This is a genomic window from Psychrobacter muriicola 2pS, from assembly GCF_904846535.1.
Taxonomy (GTDB): Bacteria; Pseudomonadota; Gammaproteobacteria; order Pseudomonadales; family Moraxellaceae; genus Psychrobacter; species Psychrobacter aquimaris.
In genome coordinates, this window is sequence record NZ_CAJHBC010000005.1 from 96,688 (window position 1) to 121,489 (window position 24,802).

At 42.8% G+C, this 24,802-nt stretch carries 18 protein-coding genes and 2 tRNA genes; 14 read left to right on the forward strand and 6 right to left on the reverse strand.

Annotated elements, in window-relative coordinates:
* Positions 1–45: 45 nt before the first annotated feature.
* From rlmN to JMX93_RS09085, 9 genes are all read left to right on the forward strand, one after another.
* A complete protein-coding gene (rlmN, locus tag JMX93_RS09045) occupies positions 46–1,263 on the forward strand; it encodes a dual-specificity RNA methyltransferase RlmN (RefSeq protein WP_499204498.1) in 1,218 nt (405 codons plus the stop codon).
* Positions 1,264–1,648: 385 nt separating this feature from the next.
* Complete coding sequence (gene pilW, locus JMX93_RS09050; RefSeq protein ID WP_496191478.1) at positions 1,649–2,599, forward strand: type IV pilus biogenesis/stability protein PilW; 951 nt, start codon at positions 1,649–1,651, stop codon at positions 2,597–2,599.
* Positions 2,596–3,408 (forward strand): helix-turn-helix domain-containing protein, encoded by an 813-nt coding sequence (locus JMX93_RS09055; RefSeq protein ID WP_193011881.1) that lies wholly within the window; start codon positions 2,596–2,598, stop codon positions 3,406–3,408. The genes pilW and JMX93_RS09055 overlap by 4 nt, the downstream gene beginning before the upstream one ends.
* A gap of 133 nt (positions 3,409–3,541) precedes the next feature.
* Positions 3,542–4,657: a flavodoxin-dependent (E)-4-hydroxy-3-methylbut-2-enyl-diphosphate synthase gene (gene ispG / locus JMX93_RS09060; RefSeq protein WP_193011883.1), complete on the forward strand. Its 1,116-nt coding sequence runs from the start codon at positions 3,542–3,544 to the stop codon at positions 4,655–4,657.
* Positions 4,658–4,721: 64 nt separating this feature from the next.
* The gene (gene hisS, locus JMX93_RS09065; protein ID WP_499204499.1) at positions 4,722–6,011 is read left to right on the forward strand and encodes a histidine--tRNA ligase; all 1,290 of its coding nucleotides are present in this window, start codon (positions 4,722–4,724) and stop codon (positions 6,009–6,011) included.
* A gap of 55 nt (positions 6,012–6,066) precedes the next feature.
* Complete coding sequence (locus JMX93_RS09070; protein WP_198332940.1) at positions 6,067–6,852, forward strand: YfgM family protein; 786 nt, start codon at positions 6,067–6,069, stop codon at positions 6,850–6,852.
* A gap of 239 nt (positions 6,853–7,091) precedes the next feature.
* Positions 7,092–8,300: an outer membrane protein assembly factor BamB gene (gene bamB, locus JMX93_RS09075; protein ID WP_499204500.1), complete on the forward strand. Its 1,209-nt coding sequence runs from the start codon at positions 7,092–7,094 to the stop codon at positions 8,298–8,300.
* A gap of 386 nt (positions 8,301–8,686) precedes the next feature.
* The gene (gene der, locus JMX93_RS09080; RefSeq protein WP_193011649.1) at positions 8,687–10,129 is read left to right on the forward strand and encodes a ribosome biogenesis GTPase Der; all 1,443 of its coding nucleotides are present in this window, start codon (positions 8,687–8,689) and stop codon (positions 10,127–10,129) included.
* A gap of 220 nt (positions 10,130–10,349) precedes the next feature.
* Complete coding sequence (locus JMX93_RS09085) at positions 10,350–12,287, forward strand: sensor histidine kinase (RefSeq protein ID WP_499204501.1); 1,938 nt, start codon at positions 10,350–10,352, stop codon at positions 12,285–12,287.
* Positions 12,288–12,601: 314 nt separating this feature from the next.
* Here the strand turns inward: JMX93_RS09085 and JMX93_RS09090 are convergent, their stop codons facing one another.
* Both JMX93_RS09090 and JMX93_RS09095 read right to left on the reverse strand, forming a co-directional pair.
* The gene (locus tag JMX93_RS09090; protein ID WP_198332937.1) at positions 12,602–13,768 is read right to left on the reverse strand and encodes a D-alanyl-D-alanine carboxypeptidase family protein; all 1,167 of its coding nucleotides are present in this window, start codon (positions 13,766–13,768) and stop codon (positions 12,602–12,604) included.
* A gap of 747 nt (positions 13,769–14,515) precedes the next feature.
* Positions 14,516–14,950, reverse strand: a complete 435-nt coding sequence (locus tag JMX93_RS09095) for an MCR_0457 family protein (protein WP_193011652.1) — start codon at positions 14,948–14,950, stop codon at positions 14,516–14,518.
* Positions 14,951–15,546: 596 nt separating this feature from the next.
* On the opposite strand from JMX93_RS09095, the gene surE reads away from it, so the two are divergent.
* The 4 genes from surE (at position 15,547) to modB (ending at position 19,960) form a co-directional block, all read left to right on the forward strand.
* Positions 15,547–16,359 (forward strand): 5'/3'-nucleotidase SurE, encoded by an 813-nt coding sequence (gene surE, locus JMX93_RS09100; RefSeq protein ID WP_499204502.1) that lies wholly within the window; start codon positions 15,547–15,549, stop codon positions 16,357–16,359.
* Between the two features lie 307 nt (positions 16,360–16,666).
* A complete protein-coding gene (locus JMX93_RS09105) occupies positions 16,667–17,461 on the forward strand; it encodes a peptidoglycan DD-metalloendopeptidase family protein (RefSeq protein ID WP_499204503.1) in 795 nt (264 codons plus the stop codon).
* A 123-nt stretch (positions 17,462–17,584) separates the two neighbouring features.
* Positions 17,585–18,889 carry a lytic murein transglycosylase gene (locus tag JMX93_RS09110; RefSeq protein WP_443556866.1) on the forward strand — a complete coding sequence of 435 codons (1,305 nt, stop codon included), beginning with the start codon at positions 17,585–17,587 and terminating at the stop codon, positions 18,887–18,889.
* Between the two features lie 369 nt (positions 18,890–19,258).
* Complete coding sequence (gene modB / locus JMX93_RS09115) at positions 19,259–19,960, forward strand: molybdate ABC transporter permease subunit (RefSeq protein ID WP_499204504.1); 702 nt, start codon at positions 19,259–19,261, stop codon at positions 19,958–19,960.
* A gap of 52 nt (positions 19,961–20,012) precedes the next feature.
* Here modB and JMX93_RS09120 read toward each other — a convergent pair whose 3' ends face one another.
* The 4 genes from JMX93_RS09120 to JMX93_RS09135 all read right to left on the reverse strand — a co-directional run bounded on the left by JMX93_RS09120 (position 20,013) and on the right by JMX93_RS09135 (position 22,866).
* On the reverse strand, positions 20,013–21,011 hold the full coding sequence (locus JMX93_RS09120; RefSeq protein WP_499204505.1) for a D-cysteine desulfhydrase family protein: 999 nt from the start codon (positions 21,009–21,011) through the stop codon (positions 20,013–20,015).
* 297 nt (positions 21,012–21,308) lie between these two features.
* Positions 21,309–22,112 carry a DUF5020 family protein gene (locus JMX93_RS09125; RefSeq protein ID WP_499204506.1) on the reverse strand — a complete coding sequence of 268 codons (804 nt, stop codon included), beginning with the start codon at positions 22,110–22,112 and terminating at the stop codon, positions 21,309–21,311.
* A gap of 536 nt (positions 22,113–22,648) precedes the next feature.
* Positions 22,649–22,725 (reverse strand) — tRNA-Asp (locus JMX93_RS09130).
* 65 nt (positions 22,726–22,790) lie between these two features.
* Positions 22,791–22,866 (reverse strand) — tRNA-Val (locus JMX93_RS09135).
* A 296-nt stretch (positions 22,867–23,162) separates the two neighbouring features.
* Between JMX93_RS09135 and JMX93_RS09140 the strand changes: the two genes are divergently transcribed.
* On the forward strand, positions 23,163–24,800 hold the full coding sequence (locus JMX93_RS09140) for a cardiolipin synthase (RefSeq protein WP_499204592.1): 1,638 nt from the start codon (positions 23,163–23,165) through the stop codon (positions 24,798–24,800).
* Positions 24,801–24,802: the final 2 nt, after the last annotated feature.

Sequence of the window (24,802 nt, forward strand, 5' to 3'; positions counted from 1 at the left end):
AATAATTGCAGCGCTTATTTAAGCTTATGCAAAAAGGTTACTATTATGTCCACTATTCAAGCACCGACCCAACACACACCTGCTCACATCAAGCTGGTAGATGAAGCTCAGGCAAAAACCAATTTATTGGGGATGACACAAGCGCAACTGGCGGATTACTTTAAGAGTATTGGCGAAAAGCCGTTTCGCTCGACGCAAGTGATCAAGTGGATATATCAGCAGGGTGTCACTGATTTTGAGCAAATGACCAATCTGAGTAAATCTTTGCGTGATAAATTGTCAGCCAATGCCTGCGTCATTCCGCCAAAAGTAATCCATCGTCAATATAGTGATGATGGTACGCGTAAATGGGTATTTGAAGTCACTGGTGGCTCGTTGGTTGAGACGGTACTGATTCCCGCAGATGATAGTAAATTAAACGGTCGTAAAACCTTGTGTATTTCTTCGCAAGTGGGCTGTGCGCTGGACTGTAGCTTTTGTAGTACCGGCAAGCAAGGCTTTGAGCGCGATTTAACAGCGGCTGAAATTCTTGGACAATTATGGGTGGCAAATGCCTCTTATATGACCGATGAAAACGACAGTTTAGAAAATGTTGACCATAGTTTATGGGAAAACAACGTCACCAACGTCGTCATGATGGGCATGGGGGAGCCGTTATTAAACTATCGTCCCGTTGTCAGCTCGATGGAATTGATGCTCAGTGACCATGCTTATGGTTTATCAAAGCGCCGCGTTACTTTGTCGACTTCAGGTGTAGTGCCAAAAATGTATGAGTTGGCACAGGAGCTTGACGTGGCTTTAGCGATTTCATTACACGCACCAAATGACGAGCTGCGTAATGAGTTGGTCCCGATCAATAAAAAATATCCATTAGAGCAGCTCATGGCGGCAGCGAGAAATTACGTTTTTGAAGTGAACCCGCGCCACAAAAAACACGTGACTATTGAATATGTGATGTTAGATGGTGTCAATGATAGTAATGAGCATGCTGAGCAATTGGTCGCATTATTGGGCGATTTACCCAGTAAGATTAACCTGATACCGTTTAACCCGTTCCCTCATGCAAATTATGATAAGTCGAGTAATAATCGTATTCATGCCTTTAGTAATATATTAAGCGAAGCAGGTTTTGTTTGTACCATACGCCAAACACGCGGTGATGATATTGATGCGGCATGTGGTCAATTGGTTGGGCAAGTTGCCGACAGAACGCGTCGTTCAGCCGCGTGGCAGCAAAGCATCAAAGATCGTGAAAGTGTTTAGGGCGTTTCCTTATTTTAAAAATGGTGATAGAGATGAGATAAATTGCCGTCAAACAAGCGAAGTAGCGCAAATTATATCGAGATACTGATAAACTATTTGACGATGTTTGGCAAACTTTAGCCGTTTTTAGCCCATTTAGAGGATAATCGATTGAATTGAGGACACGCCTTAGTATGGCTGTCATGTAAATAGTGAATAGACATTTCTGATGTAGCAGCTTATTTGTCTTTTATCTGTCGCAATGGTAATAAAAATGTAGCAATAACGATTAGTTTGGATGTGCACAGCAATTAATAACAACTAAATTGTACTTATGCGGGCTAAATCTATTAAACTGATGCCTCGAGGATCGAACGCATTGAATCACAGTTTTATGATGGCGGCTATGATGACTTCTAGAAATTCTTGTCAGTTCAATTATCAAAAAGTATCTTCTCAGACTTATAAGCGATTGAGTACGGCGACCGAACAAGTGGCTATTGTCCCAATGGTGACGTCGAAGGGTATGGTGTTAGCAACGGCATTGGCAGTGTTACTGCTCACTGGTTGCCAAAGCACGCCGACCAATGATTTGACAAGCATCACGCCTTATCAAACGTCCACGCGACCCAATGACAATCGTAACTTAGATCAACAAGAAATTGCTCGCGTGCGCACTTCACTTGCCGCGCAATATATCCGCAAAAATGAGCTTGATACCGCTCAGCGCCAACTCGAAAAAGCCTTTGCTGCCGATAGCCGTTACGCGCCAGCCTATGATATGATGGGCGTTTTGCTGCAGCAAGAGGGCAGTCGTCTCAATCTTGAAAAAGCCGATCAGTATTTTAAAAAAGCGATCACGCTTGATAAAGATTTTGAGCAAGCCCACAATAACTACGGCGTTTATTTGTCACAAATGAAGCGCTATCGTGAGGCGGCAGAGCAGTTTGAGATTGCAGGTTCAGCATTAGGTTACGAGGGCCGTATTGGTGCGCTAGAGAATCTAGGGCGTACTTACTTACAGCTAGGTGATAGTAGTGCTGCTGCCAAAGCATTTTTACGAGCACTTGATGGCAATCGCAATAGTATTATTGCCCATATCGAGTTGGTCGATTTATTGCTTGAGCAGCAACGTGTTCCACAGGCTCAACGGCTTTATGATGAAACCTTGATACTGGTACAAGGGCAGGGTATTAGCCCGCGCTTGCTACTACAAGGCATCAAATTGGCCGCTGCACAAAATAACATAACGACGCGCCAGCAATTGGCACAGCAGCTTTTATCCGCTTATCCTTTAAGTGATGAAGCAAAACAACTTAAGACTTGGCTTAATAATCCAGAGGCACCATGGAAATGACCACCCCATCATCAAACACTCAATCTAACGCTCAGGGATCATTTGGTGCCATGTTGCAGCAAGCCCGTAAAAATAAGCAAGTCAGCTTAGAGGAGGTAGCCGCCGAGTTATTTATTCTAAAGCGACATTTGCAAGCGCTTGAAAGTGAAAATTTTTCGGAGATGCCGCAAGCTGCTTTTGCCCGTGGATTTGCAATCAATTATGCTAAGTTTTTGGGTTTGGATCCTGTAAAGATAGCGACTAGCTTTGATGCTGCTTATCCTACCGAGCTAAAAGCCAAGTCAGTCAACAACACGGATACACCACTGCGCCCAATGGGCACGTTGCAACGTGATACGCATAATCGTATTCGTTTTAACCCACTACTGATCATCGCCGTCATTGGTGTCATTATTTTAGCGATTTTCTTATTTCGCATGGTGAGTAACGCAAGTAAAGAGAATACCGAGCAGCCAGTATCGACGGTCGAAGACGTCTCAGCGATAGAGCAAGCGCAAGGTGCGGCAATCAATACCGATGAGCTAGGCGTCGGTGCCTCTGGCTCTGCTCTAAACTTAGGCGGCGATGCAAGTCCAGCGTCTTTAGATGTCAAACTGACGGATACCGCCGTCGTGAGTATCACTGATGCCTCTGGTAGCAGTCTAATGACTGGCTCTCAAACATCTGGAGATTATAAACTGTCAGGTACGCCGCCGTTTAATGTGCAAATTGATAATGTCGATAATGTCAGCTTAATGCTCAATCAAGAAGCGGTTGCTCTAAATACTTATGCAACGGATAAGCAAGCCAATTTTGAGTTAGCGCCTTAATTTTTAAAGCGGATAATTTTGAATGCTAGTCTTCTCAACTGCTGTACAAGATTTATTTTTGAAAGTTGCTATCTGCAAGCTATTATAAGTGTGTTTTTTCTGCGTTTTTTCGCTCCAACTGAAGGGTTTGTCTATGTCAACGTCAGCGCCTATTAACCGTCGTCTTACCAAAAAAATATATGTCGGTGATGTCGCGATTGGTGGTGATGCGCCGATTAGTGTGCAGAGTATGACCAATACAGATACTTGCGATGTGGCAGCAACTGTCGCCCAAATCGAACGCTGTGTTGAAGCTGGTGCGGATTTGATGCGGGTGTCGACGCCAACGATGGATACGGTCAAAGCTTTTGGTGAAATTCGTAAACGAGTCAGTGTCCCCTTGATAGCTGATGTACATTTCGACCACAAGATTGCGTTAGCAGTTGCCGAAGCAGGGGCTGACTGTCTGCGTATTAACCCAGGTAACATCGGTAGCGATGCCAAAGTACGTGAAGTGGTCGCCTGTGCCAAATATTACAACATCCCTATTCGTATTGGTGTCAATGCAGGCTCGCTAGAAAAAGACATTCAGCGCAAATATACTGAGCCAACTGGCGAGGCGATGCTTGAGTCAGCCATGCGCCATATCGATATATTAGAGCGTCTAAATTTTGACCAATATAAAGTATCGGTTAAAGCCAGTAATGTATTTTTGACCTTGGATGCATATCGCCTGATTTCTGCCCAGATTGATAATCCGCTGCATTTAGGCGTCACCGAGGCAGGTGTTTATCGTACGGGTGCAGTCAAATCCGCGATTGCACTTGGCGGTTTATTATTAGACGGCATCGGTGATACCATTCGTATTTCACTGGCCGCAGAGCCTGAAGAAGAAATTAAAATCGGCTTTGATATTTTAAAATCGCTGAATATACGTTCTAATGGTGTCAACTTTATTGCTTGCCCAAGCTGCTCGCGCCAAGAATTTGATGTGATTCGAGTCATGACTGCTTTAGAATCGCGCTTAGAAGACATTCGTGAACCGATGAACCTGTCTGTAATTGGCTGTAAAGTAAATGGTCCAGGTGAAGCAAAAGAGGCTGATATTGGCATTGTTGGTGCCGCACCAAAATCATTGGTATATCGTATGGGTGAAAAAAGTCATCTTATTGATACCAATAACTTGGTCGATGAAATAGAAGGCATGGTACGTGCACATGCCGAAGATTTGGCTAAAAAACGCGAGAATGAGATTATCCGCGTAAAATAAAACACTATTATGAGCAAAAAATAAAAGAGACATTTGTTAAAATTTTTAAGGATACGACCGTACCATGATTAAAGCTATCAAAGGGTTTAATGATATTTTGCCTGACCAGTCCGCAAAATGGCTGCATTTAGAAGCGATATTGGCTGAAGTGCTTGGCAGATATGGCTTTGAGCATATTCGCTTACCAATCGTTGAGCAAACCGATTTGTTTGCGCGTGCCATTGGCGGTGCGACTGATATTGTCGAAAAAGAGATGTATAGCTTTACCGATAAGTCTGAGCCGCCAACGCCATTGGCTCTGCGCCCTGAAGGTACGGCAGGGGCGGTACGTGCTGTGATTGAGCACAACTTGCTGCGCGGTGATACGCCTAAGTTATGGTATATCGGTCCGATGTTTCGCTATGAGCGTCCGCAAAAAGGCCGTTATCGTCAGTTTCACCAATTGGGTGTTGAGAGCTTTGGTAGTGCGCTACCAGATGCTGATGCTGAGCTGATTGCTATGACCCATTTGATGTGGCAGGAGTTGGGTCTAAAAGATGAGATGCGCTTGCAACTGAATAGTTTAGGCGAGCTAGATGAGCGTTATGCTTATCGCGCAGCATTGGTTACTTATTTAACCGATAAAAAAGATCAGCTGGATGAAGACAGTAAGCGTCGCTTGACCACCAATCCGCTACGTATTTTAGACAGTAAAGAAGCAAGTACACAAGCCGTGTTGGTAGATGCGCCGAAGTTGGCTGACTTTTTAGGTGAAGAGAGTATAGCGCACTTTGAACAAGTGCAAACGTATCTGACTGAGCTTGGTATCGATTTCGAGATCAATCCTCACCTAGTACGCGGTCTTGATTATTATAACAAAACGGTTTTTGAGTGGGTGACCGACAAACTTGGCAGCCAAGCGACTGTTTGTGCCGGCGGCCGTTATGATGGTCTGATTGGGCAATTAAAATCTATCGGTACTGATGGCAATAAGCCAGTAAAATCTGAGCCGGCTGTTGGTTTTGCCATGGGGCTTGAGCGTTTGTTATTGTTAATGGAAGCGGTTGCGCCGATTGCTGATGTTCCAGCTTGTGATGTCTTTGTGGTTGCGCATCCAGAAGTTTATAGTGTTGGTATTGGCTATGCTCAGCGCCTACGCTATAGTCGCCCAGATATTCGGGTGAAAATGGCGAGTGCGACGAGCTTAAAAGCGCAAATGAAGAAAGCCGATAAGTCAGGTGCTGCATTGACTGTTATTATTGCACAGCAAGAGCTGGATGATAACACCCTTAGCGTTAAAGACATGCAGACGGGCGAACAACAGACGGTTGCGACAGATTGGCTGTCGAGCAAAGAAAATTTTGTTCGTCAGTAATCGATTGCGGTTTTAGCATTAGCAATTTCATAACAATTTTATTAGGTAAACACATATGGCTCTGACACCCAATTCGCCGAATGCAGACAATTCAATGCAAGCGTTAAAGCAGTATGGCAGCTATATTGTCACTGCGATTTTGTTGGCACTGGCCGCTTATTTCGGTTGGACATATTGGCAGGACAACCATGCGCGCGTAGACACCGTTGCAGCAGATCATTATGCAGACATTCAGCGATTGAATGAAGAAGTCAGTTTGGCCTCACAAAACCCCGATTTAGAAGCGGAGGCACAGGCAGCACTTGCACAAAGCCGTACCCAGTTAAACAAAGATATTGATGCGCTAGTCAGCAAGCATGGTGAGTCGGTTTACGCTTGGCAGGCACTGATGATTAAAGCGCGTCAGCAAGTTGATAATAATGAATTTACCGAGGCAAGTGAAACCCTCAAAAAAGCATTGGCTATTGATTTAGGTGATGCAGGTTTACAAGCAATTACTCGTTTGCGCTATGCGACAACGTTACTAGCGGCAGGTGATGCGGATGCTGCATTAGCAGAAGCAAACAATGATATGCCAAGCTCCTTTGAAGCCAGCCAACAAGAATTGTTAGGGGATATTTATTTAGCACAAGGTAATAAAGACTCAGCGATCCAGTCGTACAATAATGCTTGGGAGCTGTTACGCAACCGTCAAGAAACGCGTGCAGTATTGGCATTAAAGATGGAGAGTCTGGGCATCGTACCTGAGCCTATAGACGAACCAGTCAGTCTGATTCAAGAGTCAAGTAGTCCTGCACAGCCCTTAGTGGAAGAAAATGCTGCCGCTGAGGTTGCGCAATAATTGCTGACAAGCGCTGTTAACCAATAATAGCGTTTGCGTTCTACCTAATGCCTGATAATTGCTAGTCAATAGCGCGTATCTATAACCGTTCTATAAGTTAAGTGGTACAGTAAAACAATCGCGTCGCATGGACAGCCAGCACTCATTGAATGTGTTTGGTTAGTACTAATCGCCGATCTTACATTTACTGATAACCAATTTACTAATTAATAATAATTTATTTGTAGTGAGAACTCATAATGACTCAATCTATTCGCTCTAGCAATATATCAAAAGCTAAAACCATCAAATCGACGGTGATGCATGTGGCAGTACTGGCAGTAATGAGTACTGCGGTGATTGGGTGTAATCGCGGTATTAAACCCGTCGTCAACGACCCAGTCAAGCTGGTACAGATTGCTGAGCCTATTAGTGTTTTGCAACCTGTGTTTAGCACAGATATTGGCAACAAAAAAGCCAGTAAAAAAGATCCATTAGATTTACAAGTAGGTTATGTCAATGGACAAATCGTCACTGCATCGCGCGGTGGGGATTTGACCGGCTTTAACAGTGCAGGCGAACGTTTATGGTCGATCAACGTTGGCGATCAAATCACGGGTGGCGTCACTTTAGATGCCTTGAGCCAGACAGCGATTATTAGCACACGCGGCGGTCAAGTGATGGCATTTGATAGTGTGACTGGTGCAAAACGCTGGCAGCAGCAGCTATCAGGATCAGTATTGACACCCGCTTTAATTACTAATAACCGTGTCATTCTATCAGCGAACGATGGCTTTTTACATGGCTTGTCACTACAGACAGGTCAGTCTGTCTGGCAGTTTGCCACGCAAGTACCAGCCATCAGTGTGCGCGGTAGTGCGGCGCCAACATTGTTAGACAGTAAGACAGCCTTACTAGCGACTGCCGATGGTCGCTTACATGCGGTAACGACTGATAGTGGTTTACCGCAGTGGTCAAGACGTGTTGGCGTTGGTACTGGCAGTAGCGAAGTTGAGCGCATGAGTGATGTCGATGGTACGCCAATCGTCGATAATAACCAGTTATTTGCCATCAGTTATAGTGGTCAGTTGCTCGGTATTGATTTGGCTTCGCGCCAAGTCATGTTTGTCAACGACCTTGCCAGCTTAAAATCACTTGCTGTAAATAACCAGCAAGTCATTGCTACCAGTTTAGAGGGTAAAGTGGTTGCCTATAATCGCAGTACTGGTGAGGTTCTTTGGGAAAGTGAAGAGCTGGCTTATCGTCATTTAACCAATCCTGTGATGATTGGCAATTATATTGCTGTGGGTGATTTTGACGGCGTGGTACACTTATTTGATCCAGCTAGCGGTAAAATCGTTAGCCGTGTACAAACCAAGGGCGCTTTGAGTAGCTTGCAGGTACAAGGCAGCCGCTTAATGACCCAAAGCACGTCAGGACAAGTTGCTATTTGGCAGTTAGCCCGCTAAGCTTTTTATCGGTTAACAGTTACTCAGATAGTGTGTTTTGATACTATCGTTAAGTCAACTGTAAGCCAACTGGTTGATTGTAATTTTAGAGAACACAAACGCTGCTTCGTCAGCGTTTAGTGCCTTGTGTAAATCGCTTGTTTAAACACAGGCTTTCGCGTACTCTATGCGACCGATGCGCCGTAGGTGTTATCCATATATATATTATTTATCTATAATTTAGTCGTCCTATGTACCACTTGCTAAGTGTAAAATAGCTGTCGATTATTTTTTTATCATTCATTTTAATTTGCGGTCAAGAGCAGCCTATTCACGACTACTGTTATATCACTGGTTATAAGAATAACTGTACTGCCCGCCATCGTGCATTTCACTGAGAGTAACCCATGAGTATCAAGCCTGTGGTCGCCTTAATTGGTCGTCCAAACGTCGGTAAATCTACCTTATTTAATCAGTTCACAAAAAGTCGGCAGGCATTGGTTGCTGATTTGTCAGGACTGACTCGTGACCGTCAATACGGTGATGCGACCTATGAAGACAAATCTTTTATCGTTGTAGACACTGGTGGTATTGGTGAAGCGGATGATGGTAGCGGCAATATTGATGACTATATGTCTGAGCAGTCGCATACGGCAATTCATGAAGCAGATATCATTGTATTTGTCGTTGACGCTCGTGCTGGTATGATTGGTGCAGATGCTGAGATTGGTAAGTTTTTACATACGCTTGGTAAACCAGTCTATGTCGTTGCCAATAAAGTCGATGGTGCTCACGACGCTGCGCCTGCCGAGTTTTATGCATTAGGATTGGGTGAGCCATATCCGATGGCGGCCAGTCATGGTCGCGGTGTCGGTAACTTGCTTGAAATATTGACTGCTGATATGCCTGAGCAAGAGAATATCGTAGAGCCAAAAGGTCTCAAGCTGGCGATTATCGGTCGTCCAAACGTCGGTAAATCAACGCTAGTCAATCGTTTATTGGGTGAAGACCGAGTAGTGGTTTTTGATATGCCCGGTACCACGCGTGACAGTATTTATATTCCTTATACACGCGAAGGTAAAGACTACGTCTTGATCGATACTGCTGGTGTGCGTCGCCGCGGCAGAATTGACGAAAAAGTAGAAAAATTCTCTGTTATTAAAACCTTGCAAGCAATCGAAGATTCTAACGTAACCGTTATTGTTATTGATGCACATGAAGGTATCGTTGATCAAGATTTACATATGATTGGTTATGCGCTCGATGCGGGTCGTGCTCTGGTTGTTGCGATTAATAAGTGGGATGGTTTGACTGCTGATCAGAAAAATTATATCAAGATCGAGATGGATCGCCGCTTTAACTTTATCCCTTATGTGAAAGTACATCTAATCTCAGCATTACATGGTACTGGTGTGGGTAATCTATACCCATCTATCTTACGTGCTTATAAGTCTTCGATGTTTGAAGTGTCAACCAATCGTTTGACTCAGATTCTACAAGATGCGGTGACAGCCAATCCACCACCAACGGTTGCTGGTCGCCGTATTAAACTGCGCTTTGCTCACATCGGTGGTCATAATCCGCCTGTGATTGTCATTCATGGCAACCAAACCAGTGCGCTACCTAAGAGCTATCAGCGTTATCTTGAAAACCAATTCCGCCAAGTATTTAAGCTCGAAGGCACGCCGCTCAACGTCGTACTTAAACAAAATGACAACCCATATGCCAACAAGAGCGATACCCCAACCAAAGCGAAGACGCAACAGTTGCGCCAACGTGAGCGTAATCGGGCACAGAAATTTACCACCAAAGATAAGCAGAAATTTACCAATAAAGATAAAAAGCGTTAATTTAGCAAAATAATGATCGTCTTTTTATTGTTGTAGCAAATAAAGACTATTTTAGTCTATCTTTCATGCTTCTCTGTAATGTGCTTTGTCGTGATGGCTATATTAGTCATCATGACATATTCATACATTATTAAGTTTTATTAATATGTCATATTTCCTTTACTACTCCTATAAAATACCTATACTATAATCAAAAGTTGTCTTAACTCAGTTGAGTGATATGAACAACCATCCCTCTCGAACCATTCCTACGTTTATCTGGCGCTCTGTCTTACAAGCCATTCTTTTGGCTGTGTTGGCTGGCTTCTTAATGTCTATTATTTATGGTTTATTACACCACTATAAAGAGAAGCGTCAGCATATCCAGCAGCTGGCTACCCTGTTGACTGTCAGCGCATCGACAGCCGATGGTGCTGATATCGTGGCTGAGCAAGTGAGATTTTTGTTAGAGAGTGAACCAAGCATTAGAAGTATTTTATTTTATTCAACCCCCCAACCTATTGATAATGTTAATCAATCTAGAGACGATTGGAAAAATGCTTTATTTGCAGATACGGTCAGTTTTAATTATCCAGTCACCAGCGCATCTGACGATGATGATAGCGCGCTAGATACATTAAAGGCCAGTCAGCAATCGTTTACGACTTCATCAGATGGCGAATATAGATTATCAACGTCTGGTGAAGCTAATAAAAATAGCGCGTTAGTTGGTTATATCAATCTAACTTTAGATCTAAACACCTTGCGTTTAAATTGGTTTCGAGCCAATCTACTATTATGGCTTATCACTACGATACTGACGGTACTTTGGGTATTGTACATTCTGCGCAAACTTCAATGGCCAATCAGAGATATTGACGCTTTGAATGAAGTCTGCTACATCGTTGTGAAAAACCCAGAACTTGAGCAGTTACCAGTGATTCCACAGCTTTTTGAGTTTCAGGAACTGGTGCAAATTAAGCAAACTTTTACTACTTTGTTTGATCGTTTACAGAAAGTCAGAAAAGATTATGAAGCGCTGGCTGCTTTTGAGCAGCAATTGCATAACAAAGACATATCCCTTGATGTGCAGCTGCATAACTTTCAAAGTATGATAACCCATGAGCTAAAAACCTCGCTAAATGCTATCGTAGGCGGCTTGCAGCTGCTAGATTACGATACCCTCAACAGAGAGCAAAAAGATGCGGTCGAAATCATCAGTGATGGTAGTGACAAACTGGTGTCGTCGCTTGATCATATTATCCAATTGAATCAAATACAAAAAGGTCAGATGAATATTGATTGTATTACGTTCAACCCATTACAGTTGATCGCCGATCTGTTGGCAGAATATGAGCCTATTGCTCAGCAGAAAAGGCTAGAGTTAATTAGCCGCATTCATCATATAGACTACTGCCTTGAAGGTGATGCGGAAAAAATAAAACAAATATTATCGATACTACTGAACAATGCGATTAAATTTACCCCAGCGGGACAGGTGACTATTACGTCGCAATTGACCCATTTTGATAAAAGTAATCGCTGGCAAATCAGCGTGAAAGATACGGGTATTGGTATCGATAGCAACCATATTGATGATATTTTTAATCCGTTTTTCCAAGTGGATTCATCACAAACTCGTCAATATGAAGGCTCAGGTGTTGGTTTGCCAGTCGTCAAGCAAATGGCTCAGTTGATGGGTGCTACTATAGAGGTAGATAGTACGTTAGGGTTAGGAACCCAGTTTATGCTGACTATATCGATGACCAATAAACATCAGTCTCGGCAGCAGCACTTATTGGCTGGATTGACTGTTATTTACTATTATTATCATGAGGTTGGATTTTTAGCGAAGGAGCTAGAGCGTTTAGGCGCTACGGTCATCTATCGCCAGCATGAAGCATTGGTTATAGAGGAGATGAGTATAAGAAAGGTGAATATGGTGATGTTTGCAGAAGATATTTTTCCAAGTAAAGCTGCGTCGTTAGCCAAGCGTATTCGACAATTTGAAAGCGAGCATCGGGCTTTACTGGTATATTGGTATCCACCACATCGAGCGAAGCAGTTAGATAGTTTTGAGCATGGTTTAAAAGCGGCTGGTGTGGATTACTGTTATGGTGCCACTTATAAAGATAAAGCATTAAGCGACTTGCTTAAGCGCTGGTTGGTATGGAAGTAATATAGTTATCAAAGTATTTGTCATGTTTAGGGTATTAACCTCGTTTAATGTACTCGATTGCCTTGTACTTATTTTAAATGGCTTTGATCATCGAATTTTCGAAAAGTGTGATTGCTTCTAACCTGCAAAATATGGTGAACGGTGTCAAACCTTCTTAGTCTACTAAATACCGTGTTTACACCTGTTTTCTCATGACGCTGTTTTATAGGAATAATACAATTTCTGTGGTGAGTGAGGACATAAAAAAGACGCCCCGTTTTGAGGCGTCTTTTTTATTAGCAATATTCTTAAAAATAGCACTTTCCTGATATTTTTTAAAATAGATTTTGTGCCCAACGTACTACACGCTGCCAAGTGCGGCTCATAAAGCCCGACTGTTCAATATCGCTGGTGGCTATAATAGGCACTGAAGCCACGGCTTTACCATCAATAACGGCCATCATTTTGCCAATTTCTTGACCTTTTTTGATGGGTGCTTCTAAGCTCTCAGGAATATCGACCACAGTCGTGATTTTATTTTTTTGTGTTTTGCTGGTCAGAATTTGCAGGTTATCTGCAGTAACTAACTCGACTTCATCGGCTTCACCGAACCATACCGGAACTTTGCTGACGAATTGTCCAGCAGGGGCTTTGGTGACGGTAGTGAAGTGGCCAAAGCCCCAATTAAGCAGCTCACGTGATTGATCGGCACGTGCTTGTTGGCTGTCGGTTCCCATAATCACAGAAATCAGACGCATGCCGTCACGATTGCTTGAAGCCGCTAAGCAATAGCCTGCTGCATCAGTGTGGCCAGTTTTTAGACCATCAACAGTGGGGTCAGTTGCGAGCAGGGCATTACGGTTACCTTGAGTGATACCGTTATAGGTAAACTCTTTTTCTGAATAAATACCGTAATAGTCGCCGCTATTTTTAATAATAGCACGTGACAATTTAGCCAAATCTAGTGCTGATGCCTCGTGTCCTTCGTCAGGCATACCAGTAGAGTTGACGAAATGGGTATTTTCCATGCCAAGCTTTTCTGCCTGTTCATTCATCAAGATAGCAAAGGAGGCTTCACTACCAGCGATATGTTCCGCCATGGCTTTTGAGGCATCGTTACCTGATTGAATGATAATACCGCGTAGCATGTCAATAACACTAGCGGATTTATTTACCGGCACATACATGCAAGACTGGCTGCTACTACCACGGCACCATGCATTTGGACTCATTATGACTTGGTCGTCTTCTTTGAGGTCACCTGATGCTAAGCGCTGCTCAATGATGTAGCTGGTCATCATTTTCGTCAAGGACGCTGGCGGTAGCGACTCATTGGCGTTTTTTTGCGCCAAAATCTCACCAGTATTATAGTCCATCAATACATAGGCGGTATTATCCATCTCAGGCGGCTGTATGGCTGCGTTTGCCATCACTGCACTCATAGAGATACTCACACCAACTACCAGCTGCACCAGCTGATTTTTTACACGCTTTACTGTCATATATCGTTACACCGCATCATGAAACCAAATGTATCTATCGCTTGTGCCCCGTACTAAACCTCATGCATTCTTTCAAGTAGCCTGTCTTAAACATTCTGTTTAAAAACAATGTATTAATAAGAGTAGTGATGGCTGAGCGACAGACATAAAATTAACGCCTTATCTTAGCAAAATGCCAACCGATGGGGAATCGATAAATACAAAAAAAGACCCGATTAAAAAGAAAGCGTGACTAGGAGCAAACGTTTGCTCAGACTAGGAGTGTCCTTAATTTAAACAAAAGCGACTAAATGCGCTAAAGATGGCTAAGTCTTGCCAAACTGTGTCAAAAAGCTGGTCAATATCCCGACGTTATCTGTGCTATTTTCCTTGCTTAACTGCAATTTCTCTCATTTTTATTAGCCTTTTCAAAATGAGGACATGCTCTAGGACTACTACAATGTCCCGAATAAAACAATTTGACTGTCATAAAAAAGCCTGCTGCATCACCTGTAGATTTCAACAGGATTACAGCAAGCTTTTTATCCTTATAAGTTTGATGAACAAGCTTATAAGTTATCGCTAAATAGCTCATGTTCAGCGTTCTAAAATAGATAATGCCATGATTTATTATCATTGATTATAGCTGGCTTTATCAATCTAAAATCAACGCTGTGGCTTATTTATTGTAGGCGATACAATAGGGGATATGATAAGCAAGCCAATTATAACGTTGTGATTATTAGGCTTACTTATGACGTTCCGCTACTAGTATTCAGCATTCGCTAAATCTTCGCATAGAGCTTTATTTTCTTGTTTGGAGAAACCCATTGTCCAACTACGAATGCCTTGTAATATCTGGCGATAATCTTGCTGGGTTGATAGATATTGGATCGCTGCTTTCGGATCTTCTAAAGACGGCATCAACTCGTGAAGCTGCACAGTATAAGATTTATAAAAGCGCTGTTTTTGTTTGCCATTGAGCATCGGTGGGCATATCTCTGATAGTACTTGCATGACCGCAATTTCATGTTTAGTGACATTGATGCCAGACATATCTAGAGGTATGGTGGTGGCGGGATTGTTCGCCGCAAAGGATGCTTGAGATAGCATGGCAACAGACGTTATCAGTCCTGCAAGACCAACTTTCGACGCCGTCTTTGCTATCACAGAAGCTACAGATAATATCGATTGATTTTTCATTCAGTATTACACTCGCTTATCTTTATTTAATGGTGATATGTTAATGGGTAAAAAAACAAAAGTCACATAAAATATTGATTTATGTGTGGATATCTTGTGAGCCAAAGCTCTTTTTTAGCAACATATCAGTAGCATAGACTCATAAGTTACGTCAGCATGAAAGTATAAGTTTATATTGTTGTACGTTGTTGCCTATTGTAACGTCACGCCAAGAATTTCTGCTGTTATTGATGCCGAAATCGTAGGGATGAAATCATAAATCAGGTGGATTCTGCTCAAAGACAGGGTTCGTGTCAGCGTACTATTAGGGTATAATCGCCCACAATTATGGTTGCATTAGCGCTTTGCTATAGCAATTTTCTCATATAAATATAGTGTCACTTTATATGGATTGTGGTGTTGGATTTTATTTATTTTATAGCAAATCCAACTGCCATTTATCACATATTGTGTATGCAGAAAAAGCCAATGTGAATGCAAGCATCGAAAGTATCGTTAAAGAATCTAACCTCCATTTGCGGGTCTGATTATAGCAATTTTATGATGATAAAGTTCATAAGTGGACAGACGGTCATTAATGAGTATATTGAGTAAAAATGAAGTTTTTAATTAGTAATGATGATGGGGTTTATGCGCCAGGCCTGTTGGCACTATATCAAGCACTGTCTACGATTGCAGAGGTGGTAGTGGTCGCGCCAAACAGTGAGCAAAGTGGCTGCGCGAGTGCCTTGAGCCTCTCGACGCCATTATATACTCATCAATTGGATTCTGGTTTTATAGCGGTAAATGGTTCGCCAGCGGATTGTGTATATTTGGCGTTACATGAGTTGTATCGTGATACGCGTTTTGACTGCGTGATTACTGGCATTAATTCCGGCGCCAATCTTGGTCAAGACGTTTTATTTTCGGGTACCTTTGGCGCTGCATTGACCGCGCAGCTCTTTGGAATACCCGCTATTGCGACTTCCCTAGTAGGCGGCGGCGTCAAAGGAGAAGGGCAAGAGCAGGCCAGTCATTATCAAATGGCGGCAGCTGAGATTGTTAAGTTATTGGTAGAAACACCGATATTAGATGCTTGCAAAAATTTGCCCTATCATGTATTAAACGTTAATATTCCTGATGTGAATAGTGCCGATGATATCAAAGGTCGGAAAATAACAGCGTTAGAGCACCGTCAGATTGCACGTCCTGTACACCATGTGGTTGATCCACGTGGGCGCGATGCTTACTGGTTGTCGCTACGTAAACGCCCAGGGGAGTTGCCATCAGAAACTGAAAATATTCAGTCATCTACAATAGGCATGACGGACGGTCAGGCGGTAGCGGCGGGTTATATTAGTCTATCACCAGTGCGCCTGCACCATACGCGAGCAGACACGCTTAAGTCGCTGTCGGCGTTAGTACTATAAGTCAGCGCTACCAAAGATTAGGGCGTGTCCTCAATCTGAACGAAAGCGACTAAATGGGCTAAACATGGCTAAATCTTGCCAAACAGCTGGTCAATATCCTGATATTATCTGCGCTATTTTTCTTATTTGGCTGCCATTTGTCTCATTTTTATCACCATTTTCAAAATGAGGACATGCCTTAGAAAATGATTTATCATCGAATCATTAATGGTGGTATTTGCCGAATACTAAACGGTATAAAAGTTAGCAAAATGCTTGTGAGTAACACAAGGAGTTTGTGAGTAACATAAAGAATAGGAAATCTTGTATGAAGAAGCTTATTGCTGGATCTCGCTTTGTAACAGTGGCATTGATAGGTACTTTAACAGCAGCAACGTTAACGATGGTGGGCTGTGCAACCAAGCCTACTTACCAATCAGCCAACCAAGCGGGACCTAAGATTATTACCAATGCACAAGGCGTTCCTAACTACCATCGTGTACAGCGTGGTGATACGGTCAGCCAGATTGCTGAGCGCTATCGTCTCAGTTACCGTCAAATCGGTTCGCTGAATGGTTTGGACAGTAAATATACGATTTATAGTGGTCAATGGCTCAAGCTGTGGCAAGGTACACCAGCCAATAACAGTCGTTATAACGCGCCTACAACGACACAGCCAACGTACACACCACCTGTAACGAGCGTGCCTAATAATAGCTCGCAAAGCCCTGTATACGAAGTGACGGCTAACGCAACGTCAGGCTATGAATATCCAAGTCGCAATCAAGTGACCCGTAACTTTGATGCGGCAGTGGGCACGATGGGTATGTGGTTTGCCGGTAATATCGGTGATCCAGTACTTGCTAGCCAATCTGGCACTGTACTGTACTCGGGCGATGGTCTGCCAGAGTATGGCAATCTTATTATGATTCGTCATAGTGATAATTACATCACTGCTTATGCGCATAATAGTCAGCTACTGGTCAAAGAAGGCGATGCTGTACAGCGCGGCCAGCGCATTGCAAATATGGGTAATAGTGGCGAAACCAATCAGGTCGGTTTAGAGTTCCAAGTGCGCTTAAATGGTAATCCTATTGATCCACGTGCGGTACTGGGGCGTTAAATGTGATGCCAAGTTGTGACTGATTTGGCGAGCTTAGTGGCTTTATTCAGAGTGCTTGAATAAAGCCACCTTAACTAAATCGGTTTATTTGAGTTGCTTTACTTATTCATACTTGAGAATTTTATGATGTTAAAAAAACAATATCTTGCCCTGTTTCCTGCGTTAGTGATGGTTGGGTGTACCAGCCAACAGGCGATGCAAAAACCTAGCAAACCCGTGCGTCAAGGCAACGTTCAGATTACCCAAACTCAAACCATTCAGGTGAAACCAACACCGAAGCCCGTCATTAAGCCGCAGCCAGTGGCAAAGCCAAGTTATAATAGCTTCTCTGATTGGAAGTCGGATTTTTCTATGCGGGCGATTTCATCAGGTCATGATGCAGCGACGGTGCGTCGTTTACTTGATACGGCTTATTTAAATCAACAAGTCATCTCCCTTGACTCAGGACAGCCAGAGTTTTCTAAGATGCCATGGGAATATGTTGATTCTGCCGTCTCTGATGGGCGTGTGAGTACTGGTAAGCGTAAGTTTGCCGAGCAACGGGCATTTTTGTCGCAATTAGAATCGCAATATGGTGTCAATGCAGAAATAATCGCTGCCATTTGGGGTATGGAGTCGTCATACGGCGTGGTGACGGGTAATAGCAGTATACCAAGCTCGCTTGCCAGTCTGGCTTATGATGGTCGCCGCCAAGAATTTGCCGAAACTCAGTTGTTGTCATTAGCGACGCTATTGCAACGCGGTGATGTGTCTTGGTCGCAGCTGGATGGCTCTTGGGCAGGTGGCATGGGGCAAACGCAGTTTATTCCTGATACTTGGCTGAAGCATGGAGTGGATGGCGATGGTAATGGTCACCGCAATCCATGGTCAACAAGTGACGCATTGGCGTCCACCGCTAATTATTTGAGCAATTCAGGTTGGGTTCGGGGTCTAGCGCCATTTTACGAAGCGACTGTTCCTGCCTCATTCGATTATTCCGTGGTTGGTAGTAAGCAGCCTGCCGCGAGATGGGCGGCGATGGGTGTGGATACGATAGCTGATGTCTATTTGGATGCCAATACCGAAATGGAACTATGGCTACCAGCGGGCAAGGATGGTCCAGTGCTGCTACTCAGCCCAAACTTTGATGTGATCAAGGTTTATAACAACTCATCGAGCTATGCGCTAGGTGTCAGCTTATTGGGTAAAGCGCTTGCTGGTCAGGGCGGATTACAGAAGTCATGGCCGCGTTATGAGCGTCCATTATCTACAGCGCAAGTACGAAATTTACAGCAGCGTTTGACCAACTCAGGTTACGATACCAAGGGCGCTGACGGTATCGTGGGCACCAATACTCGATTAGCGTTCCAGCGCTGGCAAGCAGACAATGGTCAGACTCCAGACGGCTTTATCACTCAGCGTAGTGCGTCATCGTTGGCCTCGTGGTGAAGCAGATTGATAGGACTATTTTTGACTCGTATTGATTCTAATATTACCGTGTTAAAAGAAATTTTTTAACCATCATTTTTGACCGTAATATTTACTATGATGAGCTTAGTGAATAAAATAAAAAAGCACCTTATTAGGGTGCTTTTTTATTTTACGCTATGATTATTTTGCAACAGACTATAATCTTGTCATGTTTTAATAAATAATATGGGCACAAGAAGACAGATACTGTGAATGATAAACGCTACAATATTTATTTATAAACCGGTTATTCATAAGTGCTTCAATTATATTTGTCTGTTCAATCGTATATCATTAGATACAATATACCCTTTATCCTCATAACCAATGGCAACGAGCAATGACATTATGATAGACCAGTCTCTTATGTCAGACATGCTTAGCCCATTTTGGGTAAGTATCAAGCTTGCCAGTGTCACTACCATCTGTCTATTACTGTTCGCAACGCCTGTGGCTTATTGGCTCGCTAAGCCCAGCCGCAGGAAAGTGGTGGCACGTCTTAAAGTCTTGCTTCTGGGTATCATTGCCATGCCATTGGTTTTGCCCCCTACCGTCATCGGTTTTTATCTGTTATTACTGTTAAGCCCTAGTGTCGGTATTGGTAAATGGCTTAGTGAACATAATATCAGCCCCTTGATATTTACCTTTGAGGGTCTGGTCATTGGTTCTATTATTTACTCCTTGCCGTTTTATATTCAACCTGTTTACGCCCAATTTTTACGTATTCCACAAAGCGTGATGGAAATGGCACATTTATTGGAGCCAAGCCGTTTTAAACGGTTTTTCAGAGTCGCTCTACCACAAGTGCGTGTCGGTATTGTGCTCGGCAGCTTAATCAGCTTTGCCCATACTATTGGTGAGTTTGGTGTGGTTTTGATGATCGGGGGTAGTATATCCGATGAGACTAAAGTGGTCTCGATTGCGATATACGAGCAAGTAGAGGCGCTGAATTACGAGGCAGCACACATGATGTCTGGAATTCTAATTATTATTGGAGTGATTATGGTGGCGTTGATCGCTAGTGTGAGCAGGCTGAATCAACGCTCATAAGATTTCAGTTAATACATACAGATCGAGTTAATGAATCAATAAGCTGATTTATCTATTTTTTAATCATATCTAAGTCATTTGAGTAGGCAAATAAAGCAGGCGCCCCGCCAGTATGCCAAAATAAGACACGATCGGTTTTCTTGATTTTGCCAGAACGAATCATATCTATGAGTCCGCCCATCGCACGACCTGTATAGACAGGATCTAAAAGTATGCCTTCTGTTTGGGCCGTCATCGCAATGGCTTCATTTTCTAATGTACCAACCACGCCATAACCTTCGCCCACATAATCAGAGTTGAGTATTAAATCGGTCTCTGAAAACTGATGATCGGCACCGATGAGGGAGGCAGTGCTATTGGCGAGCGCGAGGGTATGTTGATCAAAAGGCACTTTGTCTGTTTCACCTTTATCGATATTGATACCTACGATTTGTGCGGGCGAGTTAAGCATTTTTTTGCCAAGCATCAAGCCTGCTTGTGTTGCACCAGAGCTAGAAGCAAAAACGATATGAGTAAATGATACGTCCATGCTTTCACGTTGCGATTCCAACTCTTTAAAAGCTTCTACAAAGGCTAAAGCACCCAGCTCATTGGAGCCGCCATAGGGTATGACATATGGTTTTCTACCTTGTTTTATTAACTGCTCAAATATTTTAGGAATGTCTTCTCCTTTGCGATTGGCACCTGCCCAGTAAATATGCGATCCAAAAACTTTGTCTAATAAAAGATTACCACTTGTTTGTTCGGGCTCTTCTCCGCCCAATACTAAATAGCAATCAAGTCCCAAGCTTGCTGCCGCCGCCGCAGTTTGGCGACAATGATTTGATTGTGCGGCACCTGCCGTAATGACGCTATCAGCACCTTGAGCAAGGGCATCACCCATGATAAATTCAAGCTTACGGGTTTTATTGCCACCCAATGCCAGACCCGTGTTGTCATCTCGTTTCATAAAAATAGTAGGGCCATCAAGCGCTTTACTCAATCTGCTGAGCACTATCAATGGAGTAGGGAAGAAGCCCAATGACTGTCTGGGTATGTGGTTATATTCCATATTTTGTCCCTTTTATAATAAGAAAATGTTGAATAAGTTTGAAACATATCCATTGATGAAGTCAGTTAAAGATGATTATTTAGCGGATATGAATAGCCAATAATTATACGTCGTAACAGCCTTACAAACCGTATGGATGCGTATCCAGCTTGAGAATCAGTGGAATTCTAAGTGTTAATCCACCAAGTATAAAATGAAAATCCTCATGCAACCTGTCAAGTTTGCATGAGGGCTATTTGTTTTATTAAGAAATAGTTGAGCGTTATTTTAGAACTATTCGTCAAACCAGTTAAACGGTTAAAAATGAAACTTCACTAGAGCGCTAGGCACATTTTGAGTTGTATCACTGCCATACTTATTTTTCCAGTAGCTATATTCCATACCGACTTCTAAGCGATTATCAATGCCTAATATAGGTTGTAAGTTATACTTTATTTGTGGATTGATATGTAGTTGGTTTTTTAAGTCATCGTTGTTAAAAGAGTAGTCTACATAACCATCTACCACAAAATTGTTTTTCTCCCAACCGTAAGTTAAGGTGATTTGCTGGTCATCATCAGTATTATCATTGAAGACATGATACAAGGAAGCTGAGGCGTACTTCATACCTGCGATAGGGACATTCAAATCTGCCCCTAGCCCTATCATATAGTTGTCTTGGCTAAAGCCTTTGCTGTTCGAGCCAAACTCATATTGACCCGCTAGATTGAGCTGCTTGATAAAGCTATCATCGAACGTTGTAAGCTTAAGCTTGGGTGCAAACTCGCCATACGTTTCTTTAAATCTATTGTTTTCAATATCATTTGCGCCTTGATGACGATCGACGAAGAAAAATATACCGCCCCAACTGTGGGTAGATGCGTGCTCCAAAGTGATGGTCGTTAATTCTCCGTCTTTTACCAGTTCATAGTCATTACCATAAAGTACAGAAAGACTGGTATCGGTGAAAAGTACCTTTGCATGGCTGCTGCTCATCGTCCCCAAGGCAACGAGCGCGGCTAAAGCGGTGGTTAATGAGCTGCTGAAAAATAATTTTCTCTTAATATTGGTGCTACATAATTGGCTAGCCAGTGGCAGGTTTGCAAATAAGTGATAACGCACAGTAATATTCCTTTATATATAGTGGGTCATCCTAGCAGGCTGAGTATATGACAGAGACGCGTTTTAACTTCCTGTCAAATCGGGTCAATGCTGCTAAGGATGAAGCGCGGTCAATTTTTGATAGCAATCTAAAACAATGAAGATAAATGCTACAAATATAAGTATTGTCAAAAGTATAAAAAATGCTCTGTTGGCTATATTATTCGTAATAATTCTTAACACTTTGAAACAGTTAAGCATGTTTTATAATGACTGACAACCATAAGCTGGCGCAGAATAATGGTCTATCAAGCGTTCTAAGTATTTGATATTTCCTAAGTTTATGATTTTATTAAATTAACTGACTAAATGGTCAGCTTTATTTTTTGTAAAGAAGGAGATGTGTTGAAGTAGCTGGTAGGGTGGTTTGGGATAAATAATATGAGAGGAAAATGAGTAGGGGTATGACAGAATCAATAGACACAAAAAAACCCCAAACAATCTAATGTTTGAGGCGAAACTTGCTTAAACTCGAAAGTCTAAATTCGTTTTAAATATGGCGCAGCGGACGGGACTCGAACCCGCGACCCCCGGCGTGACAGGCCGGTATTCTAACCAACTGAACTACCGCTGCTTAGGTCGTACTTAGTTTATTTAACCACTTAGCTTACTACTTGAGAGTAACGCCATACTAAATAGTGGTGGGTGATGACGGATTCGAACCGCCGACATTCTGCGTGTAAGGCAGACGCTCTACCAACTGAGCTAATCACCCTTCGAACAATTGCTATGCAATTTATTCAACATCAACTGAGCTCTAAGTTTGTCACTAAGCTCTGCTGCTGTGGGTGTGTATTATATAGATTTACACATGGCTGTCAAACAGTTTTTTAACTATTTTGAAAAATAATTTAAAATACCGTCTGAAAGTTATTATTGATAGTAGTCTGAGGCACGTGTTTACTAACGTTGCTGCCTAAAAACTTATTATGGTTAGTCATTGTTTGATGGTCAAAAACTACTATACTATTGAGGATGTTTTACGACTCATGCTTTATTTTATATTGATTGTTGGAGGCGAGCATAGAAAATTCCACTGTTGAACAAACTTTTACGACCTGGTCTTGGGGAGACTTTGCAGGCTTGGGTCTGGTATTGCATATTGTTCTCATGATAGTAATGACGCTACGTGTTGTATCGGTGCAGCGCAATATCGGTGTGTCCATTGCTTGGATTGCTGTGCTCTATACCTTACCTATTTTTGGTTTGATCGCTTATATATTATTGGGTGAGCCGATGATAGGAAGGCGCTATCGTCAACGGGTGGATCAAGCAAGCCTATTGATGGATGATATGGCACGGCGTGAGCATTTGGTTTTTGATCAGGGACAAGAGCTGCTACCAGTCAACTATCGCGGTGTCAGTCAAATAGGCACGCGTTGGACAGGGCTAGGCGTATTCCCTAATCATAAGATGCAGTTATTGACCGATCCTCATACTATCTTTCAGAATTTAATCGAAGATATCAATGCCGCTCAGAGTATTATCCTGATGGAGTTTTATATTGTTTATCCTAAAGGACAAGTACTAGAGGTGATAGAGGCGTTGTCAGCGGCAGCGCAGCGAGGCGTTGAGTGTCATATATTGGCCGATAGCGTGGGCAGCTTTAGTTTTTTTAATAGTAGCGCGCACCGTACATTGGAAAAAGCAGGTGTTTTTGTCCATCAGTCACTACCAGTGGGTTTATTTAAAACGCTATTTAAGCGCTCTGACTTACGCAATCATCGTAAGATTGTGGTGATTGATGAGCACATTGGTTATATCGGTAGCTTTAACTTGGTCGATCCGAGGTTTTTTAAACAAAATAAAAACGTTGGACAGTGGATCGATGTGGCCATACGCACGACCAGTCAACACTCTATTAGTATTACGACAGCCATGGCGATCGTGGTGGCCACGGACATTGGTGCGGAAAACAATGACAATCTAGACGCGCTCAATCAGCGAGTAAATGGCTATACTCGTAAACTATATGTGATGAATCCAACCATTAATGATTTAAACAGTCGGGTAAAGGTATTGGCTGGTGAGATCGACTATTATGAGCAGCCAAATATTGGCTCGACATCGATTGTGATACCGAAAATGCCGATGGTAGAAGGGGTGCTGGCGCAGCTAATACCTTCCGCACCACAAGTGACTGCCCATGTGATTTACAATACATTGGTGACGGTTATTCATCGCGCCAATAAACGTATTCGCATTACTACGCCGTATTTTGTACCTGACGAAGCGCTCTCGGGAGCGCTAACGATAGCGGCCAAACGTGGGGTTGAGGTGACACTTATTGTTCCTGAAAAGGTGGATTCGTTTCTTGTACAGCATGCGTCACAAGCCTATTATCAAGAGTTACTCGAGGCAGGTGTGACAATTGCCTTATTTAAAGGTGGTCTGTTGCATACCAAAACAGTGGTTATCGATGATGATTATTGTTTATTTGGCACTGTGAACATCGATATGCGTAGTTTTTATCTAAATATGGAAGTGAGCTTGGCCATTTATACACCAGAGATGGTCGCTCAAGTGGCTGATTGTCAAGAAGTCTACTTACAAAGTTGCCGTTTTCTGAGTTTAGAGCAGTGGCAACAGCGCCATGGTGCAGAGCGTTTATTTGATAATGTGGTACGCTTATTTAGTCCTTTATTGTAGCG